14 protein-coding genes are annotated in these 13845 nt (G+C 48.7%); all 14 read left to right on the forward strand.

The features are described from left to right. Nucleotides 1-11: 11 nt before the first annotated feature. The 14 genes from FC07_RS06370 (at nt 12) to FC07_RS06430 (ending at nt 13725) form a co-directional block, all read left to right on the forward strand. On the forward strand, nt 12-572 hold the full coding sequence (locus FC07_RS06370; protein WP_083483227.1) for a sugar O-acetyltransferase: 561 nt from the start codon (nt 12-14) through the stop codon (nt 570-572). A gap of 23 nt (nt 573-595) precedes the next feature. Further along, nucleotides 596-1339: an SDR family oxidoreductase gene (locus FC07_RS06375; protein ID WP_155797830.1), complete on the forward strand. Its 744-nt coding sequence runs from the start codon at nt 596-598 to the stop codon at nt 1337-1339. A gap of 211 nt (nt 1340-1550) precedes the next feature. Next, nucleotides 1551-2195 carry an NAD(P)H-binding protein gene (locus FC07_RS06380; protein ID WP_057904291.1) on the forward strand — a complete coding sequence of 215 codons (645 nt, stop codon included), beginning with the start codon at nt 1551-1553 and terminating at the stop codon, nt 2193-2195. 27 nt (nt 2196-2222) lie between these two features. Continuing rightward, a complete protein-coding gene (locus tag FC07_RS06385) occupies nt 2223-3266 on the forward strand; it encodes a zinc-binding dehydrogenase (RefSeq protein WP_057904292.1) in 1044 nt (347 codons plus the stop codon). 284 nt (nt 3267-3550) lie between these two features. Continuing rightward, complete coding sequence (locus FC07_RS06390) at nt 3551-4243, forward strand: response regulator transcription factor (protein WP_155797885.1); 693 nt, start codon at nt 3551-3553, stop codon at nt 4241-4243. Then, nucleotides 4233-5651 carry a sensor histidine kinase gene (locus tag FC07_RS06395; protein ID WP_057904294.1) on the forward strand — a complete coding sequence of 473 codons (1419 nt, stop codon included), beginning with the start codon at nt 4233-4235 and terminating at the stop codon, nt 5649-5651. The genes FC07_RS06390 and FC07_RS06395 overlap by 11 nt, the downstream gene beginning before the upstream one ends. Before the next feature lie 189 nt (nt 5652-5840). Next, nucleotides 5841-5981 carry a teichoic acid D-Ala incorporation-associated protein DltX gene (locus FC07_RS15605; protein WP_083483228.1) on the forward strand — a complete coding sequence of 47 codons (141 nt, stop codon included), beginning with the start codon at nt 5841-5843 and terminating at the stop codon, nt 5979-5981. 33 nt (nt 5982-6014) lie between these two features. Then, nucleotides 6015-7520 carry a D-alanine--poly(phosphoribitol) ligase subunit DltA gene (gene dltA, locus FC07_RS06400; protein ID WP_057904295.1) on the forward strand — a complete coding sequence of 502 codons (1506 nt, stop codon included), beginning with the start codon at nt 6015-6017 and terminating at the stop codon, nt 7518-7520. Then, the gene (dltB, locus tag FC07_RS06405) at nt 7517-8722 is read left to right on the forward strand and encodes a D-alanyl-lipoteichoic acid biosynthesis protein DltB (protein WP_057904296.1); all 1206 of its coding nucleotides are present in this window, start codon (nt 7517-7519) and stop codon (nt 8720-8722) included. The genes dltA and dltB overlap by 4 nt, the downstream gene beginning before the upstream one ends. A 351-nt stretch (nt 8723-9073) precedes the next feature. Beyond that, the gene (dltC, locus tag FC07_RS06410; protein WP_057904297.1) at nt 9074-9316 is read left to right on the forward strand and encodes a D-alanine--poly(phosphoribitol) ligase subunit DltC; all 243 of its coding nucleotides are present in this window, start codon (nt 9074-9076) and stop codon (nt 9314-9316) included. After that, complete coding sequence (gene dltD / locus FC07_RS06415) at nt 9313-10554, forward strand: D-alanyl-lipoteichoic acid biosynthesis protein DltD (protein ID WP_057904298.1); 1242 nt, start codon at nt 9313-9315, stop codon at nt 10552-10554. Before dltC ends, dltD begins: the two co-directional genes overlap by 4 nt. A gap of 109 nt (nt 10555-10663) precedes the next feature. Continuing rightward, nucleotides 10664-11083 carry a hypothetical protein gene (locus tag FC07_RS06420; protein WP_057904299.1) on the forward strand — a complete coding sequence of 140 codons (420 nt, stop codon included), beginning with the start codon at nt 10664-10666 and terminating at the stop codon, nt 11081-11083. Nucleotides 11084-11569: 486 nt separating this feature from the next. Further along, a complete protein-coding gene (locus tag FC07_RS06425) occupies nt 11570-12958 on the forward strand; it encodes an LPXTG cell wall anchor domain-containing protein (RefSeq protein WP_057904300.1) in 1389 nt (462 codons plus the stop codon). A gap of 140 nt (nt 12959-13098) precedes the next feature. Further along, a complete protein-coding gene (locus FC07_RS06430; RefSeq protein ID WP_057904301.1) occupies nt 13099-13725 on the forward strand; it encodes an NAD(P)H-hydrate epimerase in 627 nt (208 codons plus the stop codon). Nucleotides 13726-13845: the final 120 nt, after the last annotated feature.

A 13845-nucleotide genomic window follows, 5' to 3' on the forward strand; every position in this document is an offset into this window, starting at 1 on the left:
GAGGTCTCGCCATGACAATACCACTGGCTAATTTGATCAACGCCGGAACGGTTCATTGGACCGGCGATTTGCCACATCAAGTTGATGCAATTGTTGCGCAAGCCAGCAATAACTTGATCGACTTCAATCAAACAACAACTGAAACAAAACGCCGCGCCATACTTGGTCAACTCTTTGGTGCACCACTAGACCAAGCCACGGTGCTCAATCCGCCGTTTCAAACTGATTTTGGTGCCCATACGTTTATTGGCAAACACGTCTTCATTAATCGTGACTGCTTTTTCGTGGATCTTGGTGGGGTCTATATCGAAGATAACGCTTTGATTGGACCTCGTGTCATGCTCATTTCGGTTGGACATCACGAAGATCCCGCTTATCGTCGTGATTTAGTGCTTAAGTCAGTCCGTATCAAACAAGGCGCATGGCTGGGTGCCAACGTTACCGTGCTCCCTGGTGTCACCGTGGGCGAGCATGCAATCGTTGGTGCAGGGGCCGTGGTCACCAAAAACGTTCCCGCCAATACGGTTGTGGCAGGCGTCCCTGCAAAAGTCTTACGAACGATTCAGCAATAGAGATTTTAGGAGGAAAACAAATCATGATTGAAAACAAAGTTGTCGTGATCACAGGCGCATCCAGCGGAATTGGTGCTGCCACCGCAAAATTACTCGCCAGCCAAGGGGCCAAAGTCGTCCTAGGTGCGCGACGGGAAGACAAACTTGCGGCACTCGCCGATGATATTAACGCTGCTGGCGGCCAAGCCGTTTATCGGGTTACCGACGTCACCCGTCCAGCAGATAACGAAAATCTCATTCAATTGGCAAAAGACGCTTTTGGTGGCATTGATGTGATGTTCTTAAACGCTGGTTTGATGCCGGTTGCCCCGATGTCGGCCTTACACGTTGAAGAATGGAATCGGATGGTTGATGTCAATCTTAAAGGCGTACTCAACGGAATCGCAGCCGCATTGCCAATTTTTAAAGGCCAAAAATCAGGCCACTTTATTGCGACGAGTTCCGTTGCTGGTCTTAAAGCCTACCCTGGCGGCGCTGTCTATGGCGCCACCAAGTGGGCAGTTCGTGACTTAATGGAAGTGTTACGGATGGAAGCGGCCCAGGAAGGCAGCCACATTCGCACCGCCACCATTTATCCAGCGGCTATCAAAACGGAGCTATTAAATACGATCACCGATCAGACGGCAGGCGCTGCTATGCAGCAGACTTACGATAGCTACGAAATTAGCGCTGATCGTATTGCTAAAGTTGTTGCGTTTGCCATCGACATGCCTGCCGATACAAATGTGAATGAATTTACCGTTGGTCCAACTGATCAACCTTGGTAGTTAAGGAGGGCCATGCGTCCTGCGGCGAGGTTTGACGCCACAAGACTGGACATCCTCCGAAATACGATTTTGCGATAGCAAAATCTAACCTTAGAGATTTTAGGAGGAGCCATGTTTCCTACGAGGGTGATTGCGCCCGTAGGAATGGACATCCTCCGAAATACGATTTTGCAGTAGCAAAATCTAACCTTAGAGATTTTAGGAGGAATATATGGTTAAAATTCTAATTCTCGGCGCAAATGGCGCCACTGCAAAAATTGTGACTAACCGCTTACTGGCGGAAACTAATGCTGATCTTATTCTGTACTTACGCAACGCAGAACGTCTATCACAGTACAATGATCATCCTCGCGTCACCCTCGTTGAAGGCGACGCGACAGATGTTGCCGCACTAAGCACGGCCATGGCAGGGGTAGCTATCGTTTACTCGAACCTTGGTGGTACGGCCTTAGCAACCGATACCAAGGCAATTGTGGCGGCGATGAATACGGCCAAAGTATCACGGCTGATTTTCTACTCTGCACTAGGGGCGCTGCATGAAGTGCCGGGCAAGTTTGGTGAGTGGAACGAGCAAGCGATTGCGGCTTATTTACCAGGTTTCCGCGAATCTGATCAGATCTTAGCCGCCCAGCATGACATCAATACCACTCAAATTCGGCCGGCCTGGCTGACCAATCATGACGAAATCAATTATGAAACTACAAGTGCCAATGAGCCCTTCAAAGGTACCGAAGTTTCTCGTCAAAGTGTTGCCGACTTCATCGTTAAGCTGATTAAGGACCCTGCATTGTATCCAAACGATAGCATCGGTCTCAACAAACCAAACACTAACGGTGATAAGCCCGCCTGGATGTAACCATACTGATTAACGGAGGAATTCAAAATGAAAGATACAATTTTTATCAAACCCGGCCAAGTGGCCATTGAAGCTGTTGCAAAACCAAGCATTCAAGCACCAGATGACGTCATCATTCACGTTTTACGGGCGTGTGTTTGCGGTTCTGATCTGTGGGGCTTTCGTGGTCAAGACGAAATGGCAGAACACGCTCAAAATACGGGGCACGAAGCGATTGGGATTGTTGAAGCCGTCGGGGATGCAATCACGACCCTGATGCCAGGTGATTTTGTCATTGCCCCTTTTACGCACGGTTGCGGGCACTGCGCTGCTTGCCGTGCAGGATTTGAAGGCGGCTGCTTGAACAACGCCGCTGATAACTTTAGCACTGGGGCGCAAGCCGAATACATGCGTTATCAGCATGGTGAGTGGTCATTGATCAAAGTGCCCGGTAAGCCCGAGGATTACAGTGAAGCGATGTTGAAGTCATTGCTCACCTTAGCCGATGTCATGGCAACTGGTTATCACGCAGCGCGTACGGCTCATGTAAAAGCCGGCGATACCGTCGTTGTCGTCGGTGATGGGGCCGTTGGTTTATGTGGTGTGATTGCTGCGCAAATGCGTGGGGCTAAGCGCATTATCATCATGAGCCATCATGCAGATCGTCAACAGCTAGCGCTTGAGTTTGGCGCCACCGACATCATTGAGGAACGTGGTGATGACGGCGTTGCTAAAGTCATGGAATTAACGCATGGCGTTGGTGCAGACGCCGTACTTGAATGTGTCGGCACGGAGCAATCTGTGGATACAGCCGTTAAAGCCGGTCGTCCAGGTGCTACTGTTGGTCGCGTCGGTGTGCCGCATAATCCAAAGATGGATCTGGCACCGATCTTTTTCCGCAACACTACGATTGCAGGTGGCCCAGCATCCGTGACCACTTACGATAAAGAAGTCTTACTGGATGCCGTCCTGAAGGGTGAGATTCATCCCGGCAAGGTCTTCACGCAATCCTTCAAACTTGATGACGTTCAGACAGCGTACGAAGCAATGGATAATCGTGAAGCGATTAAGTCCTATTTAATCATTGACTAATACAAAGTACTTGTCGCATGCTAAAGCGCAGTGATTCGTCGCTGCGCTTTTTGTTTGGCCTGATTAACGTTAAGGGGTGCGTGGGCAATCACTGGCTCGTTAAGCATTGCTGAGCGGTAACGTTAGGTGTCGCCGATTTTGGCGTCCAATTAAGTCGGATGGTGAACCAGAACAATTGTTTGCTGATTCGTTAAGATTCCGCAAACCCAGCAAAGTCGTTTACTGAAAATGGTATAATTTAAGCTGGTTTTAAGTTACTTGTGTTAAAGAAAGAGGGATTTATGTTGGCAGAAACGATCTTGCTGGTGGAAGACGAGGACGGCTTGCGGACTTATTTACAGTCGGAACTGCAGTTTGAAGGGTATCAGGTCCTAACTGCCACAACGGGTACTGAGGCTTGGGCTGCGTATCAGGCCCACCAAAATCAGTTAGCGTTGATGATTTTAGATTGGATGATTCCTGAATTAGACGGCCTGGAGGTCATGCGGCGGATTCGGCGTCATGATGACTTGCCGATTATGATGATGACGGCCCGAGATTACATTGGTGATAAGGTGGCGGGGTTGGATAACGGCGCCGATGACTATATTACCAAGCCGTTTGAAATCGAAGAATTACTGGCCCGGATCCGGGTGATCATTCGCCGGAAACATCACAGTGCCAGCCAAAATTACCAAGTCGGTGATCTAGAACTGAACGCCAAGGCGCGGCAAGTACAGCGGGCTGGTAAGGTGGCCCAGCTGACCCAGCGGGAGTTTAGTTTGTTGCAGGTGTTAATGCAACATGCAGGGGAGCCGTTAACGCGGGATGAATTGCTGGACCAAGTTTGGGGTGCCGATTATGAGGGGCAAACCAACATTGTGGATGTGTACATTCGTTATTTGCGGGCGAAAATTGATTTGTCTGGCATGGCACCGCTGATCCATACGGTGCGCGGCGTGGGGTACATTTTACAAGAGGCGAAGCATGGCCGCTAAAGGGTTACAATCCAATACCCGGTTGATCACCCGGGCGTACGCCACCTTGCTGGTGACCTTAATGATCGTGATCAGTTTTGCTACGATCAGTGTGGTGGGGATTCATTTAGTCAGGTCTAAACAGGCCACTGCCGATCAACTGATCAGCACGTTGGAAAATTCATTTTCTGATTACAAGCCGGATTGGGATTATTGGCGGGATACGGCACCGGTTAACGTGCACAATACCTTTGTGCGGGTGAAAGTGGTGCATGACGACAAACCCAATCGGCGCTACTATTTACGGGGCACGGCGGACTTTTTAGCGGATCAGTGGGAGTCGTGGCCGTTGTTACACAACATTCAGTATCGGCCGGATCAAGGGTTGTTTTACCATGAATCTGTGCGGGAACGCTACAATCGAAAAACGTGGGTGACCTATGAAGTTTGGTTGAGCTTGAATAACATGATTGAGCTGTTTAAATTGATTTTGGTCATCGTTATTAGCACCACGCTGTTAGGTTTTGTGGTGGGGATCTGGCTGATTTCTTTGTTGGCCAAACGCATTAACAAGCCACTGGAAGAATTAACGGCGGATAGCCAGCAGATTGCGACCAGTGACACCGATTATCATCAAGAATTGCCGGTGTTTAATTCGTCCCGGGAAGTGCATGATTTGTCCTTGGCGTTTAATCATTTGTTACGGTCGCTGAATGATCGCATTCGCCGTGACCATCAATTTGTGTCTGATGCGTCCCATGAATTACGCACGCCGTTAGCAGCGATTCGCGGGCATTCGGAATTGTTGCGGCGGCATGCCAAGCAGCATCCGGAAATTATTCCTGATTCAGTGGCGATGATTGCCAGTGAAACGCTGAAAATGCAGCATTTAATTGAAAGTCTGTTGCAACTATCCCGTATGGATCATACCACCTTTAAACTGGCGGACTTTGATCTAACGGCTATGGTGCACCAAGTCACGGCAACTTTTCAGAAACAAATGCCGCAGGAGCTGTTGACGCAAGGGCCGGCGCAAGTCACAGCGTACGCCAATAATGAGCGGGTGGAACAGATTTTAGTGGCGTTGTTGGAAAACGCCAGCAAGTATTCGCCTGAAAATAGCACCATTACAGTTAAAATCCGCACCACCACCGACTGGGTCGACTTAAGTGTATGTGATCAAGGGCGTGGCGTCAGTGATGACGACAAGGAAAAAATCTTTGATCGGTTTTACCGGGTGGACAGTTCGCGGTCGCAAAAAATTGCCGGAAGTGGTTTAGGGTTAGCAATCGCCCATCAATTGGCAACGTTGAACCATGCCCGGTTAGTGGTGACTGACAATTTACCGCAAGGCAGTTGTTTTACGTTGGTGTTGCCGCGAAATCAGGCGGTGAGTGCTGCTAATCCTGGCACTTTAGAAAAGCTTTAATTGTTTTTAAGCTGACATTATGGTTTCTAGAAAACCTGTGAGAGCAGCGGTTTAGCGCTTTAAATGAGATTCTTTCATTTAATTTTCAGCATTTATAAGTAGTTGGCGCGTTTGCAAATTCCTAAACTGGAATCATGCAAACGCGTTTTTTGTTTGCCAGAAAAAATGGAATTGAGGCGATCAACGCACATGCGTCAATTTTTTACCACGCATCCCTGGGCCAGTTTTACCTTACGCACCGCCGTTTACGTTGTGATCATTTTAGCGCTGGTGTACCTTTACGGCTATTCAGGGGTCAGCAATAGCAAGTTTATTTATAACGAATTTTAAGCATATTTTGAACGATTAAGGAAGGCGTAGCCTATGAAATTAACGAATATTATCATGCAAATCGATACCATTGCCAGTGAGCACCCTGATTGGCCAGCCTATGACGAGTTGGGCACGGTGCACACTTACGGTGATTTAAAACAAGCGTCTGATGCCATTGCCTGGGCGATCTCCCAGCGGCATTTGGCCCGGACCCAACCCATTATGGTGTATGCCGATCAAAGTTTTATGACGGTGGCAGCCTTTTTAGGCTGTGTGAAAGCGGGGCACGCCTATATTCCGGTGGACACCCATTCACCCAATGACCGGCTGACCATGATCGAAAGCATTGCGCAACCGGGGTTGGTATTGGCGTTACAACCATTGCCCATTGCTTTAAAAACGCCCGTGTTCACCGCCGAAGCATTAGCGGCTTATTGCCGGGCTGATGCGAAAACAGTGGGCTTTCAACCAGTGGTTGGGACGGAAAATTTTTACATTATTTTCACATCAGGCACTACTGGGCAACCGAAAGGCGTTCAGATCAGCCACACCAACTTGTTAAGTTTTGTGAACTGGATGACCGATTTCAAGTTGCCGAAGCGACTGCGCTGTTTGGTCCAGGCACCTTATTCCTTTGACTTGTCGGTGATGAGTTTGTATCCCACTTTGGTCAATGGTGGCACGTTGGTGGTGTTGCCGCGGTCGAAAACGCAGGACTTGGCGCAGCTGTTTCATTGGTTGCCATTGTTCAAATTAGACGTGTGGGTGTCGACGCCGTCCATGATGGCCATGTGCTTATTGGACCAAACCTTTAACGCCGCCACTTACCCACAATTGAAGCAGATCTTCTTCTGCGGCGAAGAACTAACACCACAATTGGCGCGGAAGATCTTAAATCGTTTCCCAGACGTGGCCTTGTACAACACTTATGGGCCCACGGAAGCTACGGTGGCCGTTACGGCGGTGCAGATCACTCCAGCCATTTTGGACCAGTACCCACGTTTGCCGATCGGTTACGCCAAGCCAGACACTTGGATCAGTTTGCGGCCTGGCACGGAACAAGTTGACCATGGCCAAGCCCTAGGCGAGTTGCTCCTCAGTGGGCCAAGTGTTTCCAAAGGGTACCTTAATCGGCCGGACAAAACCGCCCAAGTGTTTAAAGCCAGTAGTTATGCTTCTGGGGATCTAGGCTACATTGATGCTCACGGCTTGATTTTCTATCGTGGCCGCACCGATTTCCAAATTAAAATGAATGGTTACCGCATTGAATTGGAAGAAGTCAATCATTTCTTAAACCAGTCCAAGTATTTGAAACAAGCGGTGGCGGTACCGAAATATAACGCCCAACAAAAGGTCACCCAGCTAATTGCCTTTGCGGTGCCAGCGGATGGTCAAACCGGCAATCTCGCGTTAACCAAAGCAGTGAAGGCGGCATTAGCCGGCGTCATGATGGACTACATGATTCCCCAACGGTTCGTTTACCGCTCCGAATTGCCACTCACGCAAAACGATAAAGTGGCCATTAAACTCTTAATAAGTGAGGTCAATCCTGCATGAGCGCATTTCAACCTTACGCCAACCCGCGTTACTTTGTGATGTTGTTGGTGGCCTTGGTGCCACTGATCATTGGGTTACTGCGGGGACGACGGCACCGCAACTATGAAACGTTTGTGTCGCTGGTGTTTATTGTCCTGATTTTTGCCGGGAGCAAGTGGCATGAAGGGGTGGCCTTGATCGGCTACGTGTTGTGGCAATTATTGCTGGTGCTGGGCTATGCCCGTTATCGCCACAAAGCCAACCGTACCGGGGCTTACTGGACGGTGATCTTAGCCAGTATTGCCCCGCTAGTGGTGGTGAAAGTCACCCCCGTTTTCACCGTGCATCCTAGCCTGTTGGGCTTTTTAGGCATTAGCTATTTAACTTTTAAAAGTGTGCAAACCTTGATCGAGTTACGGGATGGCACGTTGAAACAAGTGGACCCGCTGTTTTTCTTGCGCTTCTTGCTCTTTCTGCCCACCATTTCCAGTGGCCCCATTGACCGCTATCGCCGCTTTGCTAAGGATTACAATACCGTCCCAAGCCGCGAACACTATTTAGACCTGCTTCAAAGTGCTGTGCACAAGCTGTTTTTAGGCTTTGCGTATAAGTTTGTGATCGGCTATTTTCTCGGCACCTTGTTGTTGCCAAAAGTGGCCCACATCGCTTTGGTCCACCGCCATTTAGTAGGTGGCTTAGGCCTTTCCTGGGCGCTAGTGGCGTATATGTACGTTTATAGTTTGTATTTATTTTTCGACTTTGCCGGTTACAGCTTGTTTGCCGTGAGCCTGTCCCAGTTTATGGGCATTGACACACCGCAAAACTTTAACCAGCCCTTTAAGGCAAAGAACATTAAAGACTTCTGGAACCGGTGGCACATGAGCTTATCCTTTTGGTTCCGCGATTTTATCTTTATGCGCGTGACGTTTGCGTTAATGAAGCACCGCGTGTTTAAAAATCGGATCCACGTGGCCCAAACCGCCTACCTGATCAACTTCCTCGTCATGGGCTTTTGGCACGGCGTTACCTGGTATTACATTGTGTACGGCCTGTTTCACGCAGGGGCCATCATTGTCAACGACATGTGGCTACGCTACAAAAAACGCCACCACCTGCCACACAACCGCGCCACCACAGCGCTGGCCATTGTCATCACCTTCAACGTGGTCTGCTTTAGTTTCTTGATCTTTTCAGGGTTCCTAAACACTTTATGGTTTAAGTAAAAGGCAATTTGGGGCGGTTAGAGGCCGAGTATTAGCCTAGCTCAGGGACAAAATCCCGGTTTTAGAATTTTTCCCTGAGCGTAGCTAGCCATGTTTTTTGCGGGGTGACTTACCCCCACAAGAATGGCCATCCGGCGAAAATTAGATTTTGCGCAGCAAAATAGACCTTCATGATTTTAGCCGGTAGCGGAGGAAGCTGCCCAATTTGCCGGATTCCGAGCGCAAGCTCCGTTGGCCCATGAAACCGGCCTACGGCAACAGCGGGCTGGAACGATGCGGACACAAAAATAGTAATGTAAACCAAAATAACAATCAAAAAATAATTAAAGCATCAGAAAGGAAGTATTTCATATGACTGAAGACATTCAACAAACCGTTTTAGAAATTTTACAAGATTTAACTGGGGAGGACTTAAGTGAACGAATGGATGAAGATATTTTTGAAACAGCGTTGTTAGATTCCATGGACACGGTTCAAATGGTATTGGCCCTTGAAGAACAGCTGGGGGTGGACATTCCGGTGTCCGAATTTGAACGGGACCAATGGGCAACAGTGACTAAAATTGTGGCGCAAGTTCAGGCTTTACAAGCATGAAAAAACGGTTATGGTGGATCTTCGGACCAGCGTTATGCGCTGGTTTGATCGTGCTAGGGTTGTTGGTGGTGCCGTTTCATTTTTCCACGGTGAAATCACATACGCTGGCCACAGCCGCTGTTTCATTAAAGAAAAATGTGTTGGTTGGGGAGCGGATGAAGGATGAGGCCGTGCGGCGCGATTATGTGCCGTTTATGGGGTCATCAGAATTGTCCCGGCTGGACGCTTTTCACCCCAGCGTGTTGGCTCAAAAGTACCACCGTCCCTACCATACGTTGTTATTAGGCGGCCCAGGCACCCAATCGTTGGTGCAATACGCCGACAACCAAAGTTTATTTCAACGGTTACGCGGCCGGAAGGTGGTGTTTATCATTTCGCCACAATGGTTCACCCCGCAAGGTCAGCGGCCGGACGCCTTTGCCTACTATTATTCACCCCTTCAAACCACGCGCTGGTTGTTAGGCAAACGTGGTGGCTTGGCGGATCGTTATGCGGCCCGGCGTTTGTTGCAAATGGGCAATACCAAAGGTGGTGTGCACCAAGCCTTAATGAATGTTGCGGCAGGGCAGCCCGTGCAAGGCTTGTTGCGCACCCGATTGCAAATTAGTTTACAGATTTTACAAAATGAAGAAGGCTTGTTCGGTCGGCATACCAGTGCTAAAAATCAAGCGAAGATCATGCAAAGTGCGGCCAAATTACCTTTTAAGGAAAATCAGCAGCAGTTGGCAACCTTGGCTCGAAATATGGGGGCCCAGGCCACTAATGGCAATCAATTCGGCATTCGCAATCACTTTTTTGACAAGCGTTTAGGCGGTGACAAACTCAGCGATTTGAAAGGGGCGCAAGCCAAATTCGATTATCGCCGGTCACCAGAATATAGCGATTTTCAATTGTTACTCACCGCGTTTGCAAAAAATCACGTTCAAGTTCAATTTGTGATCCCACCGGTGAATCAAAAGTGGGCCACTTACACAGGTTTGCGGTCAGGGATGATGACCCAAACGGTTGCTAAAATCAAAACGCAGTTGCACCAACAAGGCTTTACGCATGTGTTAGATCTAAGTCGCGATGGCAACCAACCTTACTTTATGGAAGATACCATTCATTTAGGCTGGCGGGGTTGGTTAAAAGTGGATCAAACGGTGAAGCCATTTTTGGAACAGCGGCAGGCCACACCGCAGTATCGGTTGAACAATCAGTACTTTACCAAAACTTGGCAACAGAAGCTCATCCATTAAAGGCGGCCAGCACGGCGCCTTTTTATTTTGTAAAAATTTAAGCATTTAACCACTGGTTAAATGCGGTGTCATCAGCGATACTAGATGGAAAATGAGAGCAGGTGAGTCAATGACAGTGGTATTAGTTGGCATTTTAGGCGCTGGAGTTGCGCTATTGTTGATTGGGGCGTTGGCGTTTTTTGCCACGGATCGGCAGGATGAGGCCCGCGACCGGCAAACCGAGTTTGAAGCAGCCGCGAATTTACGGTACGGTACTGATTATCAGTATGTGGGCTTAGACGTCAAACGACGTGCGGCGCGGCGGCTGCCGGGACTGCCGCAGGGCGCCACCAAAAATGTGTATTTTGTGAGCTTGCCTGATGGCACCATTTACATTCAGGATCGGCGACAGGCCTTACACTTTGTCAAGTTAGTCTATGTAACAAAACCTGGCTGGAGCATCTTGACATTACAAGGAAAACGCACTTATCAGTATCAAATTCAGTTGGAGCAAGCCACTTATCAATGGTTACAACGCAATTGGCATTAAAAAAATTTGTAAGTTCAATCAAGTGGTGTACAATGCAAATAATAAAATTAAAGAGTTATTTTTATTTTTTATAAACGTTTTTTTTTTTTTTGATTCAAGCCAAGTGGCGCATTTTCAGTAAATATGGTATCATAGCAATAGCCTCAGTGTAGTGATATGCGCTGTAGACTAACCATACAAAGAGGGTCCTTAATCGCTTAGGCGGCTAAGGCTCTTTTTGTCTCCAGCAGTTGTAGGTGTTTTATGGTTCATTTAAGGTAAACCATGTATAGTTTTATAGTTAAAATGAATTGATTGGATTAGTAATAAAATGAGCTTTTTATTCAAATAAATTGATTTAATCCGTTTGGCAGCGATGCCAGGCGCTTTTTTTTTGCAATTGACGCCGAAATTGAAATATTTTTAATAAAAGGGTTATATTTGTAACTTAAATGTAATATAATGACTTTGAAAAGAAATAAAGCACGATTTTGGGGGGTATTTAAAATGAAAACGCAAGTTGTAACGAAATTCATGCTGGCAACAGCCGTATTAGCTGGGGTTGGTTTCGCAACCGAAACTGGGGCACAAGCTGCCACAACATCAACCACCACGAACAGTAGCAGTTTACAAACTGGCCAAGCCACTGCCGATTTAGCAGCCGCATCTGAGGAGATCATGTACGGGCAAGAAGCGTATACAACCGCTGCGAATGCCTTAACCAAAGCACAAACAGATCTTGTGACAGCTAAAAAAGATGGTGATGCCTCTGCCATTCAAAACGCACAAACTGCCGTTACCGCTGCCAAAGCCAAGTTAGCCACTGCCAAACAACAATTACGCAAGGACCAAAATAGTTTAACGGCAACCAAATCCGCTTACCAGGCCGTGACTTCATCGGACGCCAGTGATTCGAACAATGCGGCCATGTCGGTTGGGGAATTAGCTGCCGCTGGCGAAGAGCAGATGTATGCCAAAATCGACTTGACCAAAGCCCAAACGGCCGTTCACAATGCTCAGGAAGCCTTGGCCCAAGCCCAATTGACGCATCAAGGCCTCGCTGAAGCCAAAGCCACTTTAGCAGGCGCCAAAACCAAATTGGCCACTGCCAAGGCTACTTATCAAAAGGCGCACGACACCGTTATTGCCAGCAAGGCGAAAGCCAATGCGTTAAATCCTAACGGTTACGGCCAAACCAGTGCTGCCACAGCAAGTAGCCAGACTGCAACGAGTAGCGCAACCGCAAGTAGCGAAGCTGCAACCAGTGCTAGCACCAGCACTGCTAGCAAGGTCAGTACGGATCAAGCGAGCAGCACCACAACCAAAGCGGCTAACAGTTCAGCCAAGGCTGCTTATGCCGCAGCTGAAAGTAGCGCCGTAGCAGCCAAAAGTAAAGCGGATGTGGCCCAAGCAACGGTGAAAGCTGATAAGGCGGCTGTTGTGCAAGCCCAACAAACGGGGACCAGCACCCAAGTTGAACAAGTCCAAGCCAAATTAAACAGTGCCCGGACCGCGGCAAGCAGTGCGGCTGATACTACGGCGACTAAACAGGCTGCAGTTGCCCAAACCAAAGCAACTTACGCTAACACAGCGCAAGATGTCAACGCTGCCAGTACCACAACTGATAGCAGCACCAAAGCCAGCACCAGCCAAGCTGCAACTGGCAGTGACACCAAGCAAGCCACGACAACCCCTGCCAAAGCAGACAGCTCAAGCACGCAAACTGCCGCTGCTACCAAAGCCAGCACCACAGCCAAGGCCAATAACGCCAGCGATTTACCACAAACCAATGAAGTGGTTGCCCCTGCTTTAACGGTTAGTGGTGTGCTACTGGCCTTGATCGGGGTAGGCACCTTTAGTTTGAAACGGCGTCCACGGTACCAACGGCGTCATTAAACGCATAGCACAGGAGTATTCAATAGAGAAATGAAACACTTCGGGTCTGATACCGGTATTGATCGGCGTCAGGCCTTTTTTATGCTGGCATTTGCTTAGCGTAGCGCGTACGCTTAAGGAAAACGAAAGAAGCTGACAAAATGGTTGAGACGATTTCAGTGGCCCAAGCACGCCAGGCGGATCAGTTTACCACGCAAACGGTAGGGATTCCCGCAATGGTACTCATGGAACGGGCCGCGTTGGCGGCAACCCAGCGCTTGTTCACAGAAAAATTTGATTTAAGTCGCGTTTTGGTGTTTGCCGGGACAGGCAACAATGGTGGCGATGGGGTTGCCATTGCACGGTTACTGCATTTGCGCGGGGTGGCTGTCACGGTGATGCTCACTGGCGCTGAGGCCCAGGCCTCGGTGGAAACGGCGCAACAGTTGCACATTTTGCATCATTACGGCGTGCCAGTTGTGCCAGCCACTACAGCAGTTGCTGGCTACACCACCATTGTGGATGCGATTTTTGGCATTGGTTTAAATCGACCCGTAGCGGGCAAATTTGCGGACTGGGTGCAGGCCATTAACGCCGCCCCAGCCGCGGTTTTTGCAGTGGATGTGCCTTCTGGCTTAAATGGCGATACTGGCGAACCGCAAGGCGCCACGATCCAGGCACAGGCCACCAGCACCTTTGCGTATGCCAAACAAGGCTTTGTGACTGGCCAGGGGCAGCAGTATACCGGCAAACTATTTGTGGAAGAGATTGGCATTTATTTGCCGTAAATTTTTGGGGATCTGAGGTGACTCAGGTCTATTTTTTATGAGCGCGCTGATGCTATAATAAATAAAGCCTGAATTATGCATATCTTTTCCTAAACCTTAACGAGAATGCTGCTACACCAT

Source organism: Loigolactobacillus bifermentans DSM 20003 (assembly GCF_001434575.1).
Taxonomy (GTDB): Bacteria; Bacillota; Bacilli; order Lactobacillales; family Lactobacillaceae; genus Loigolactobacillus; species Loigolactobacillus bifermentans.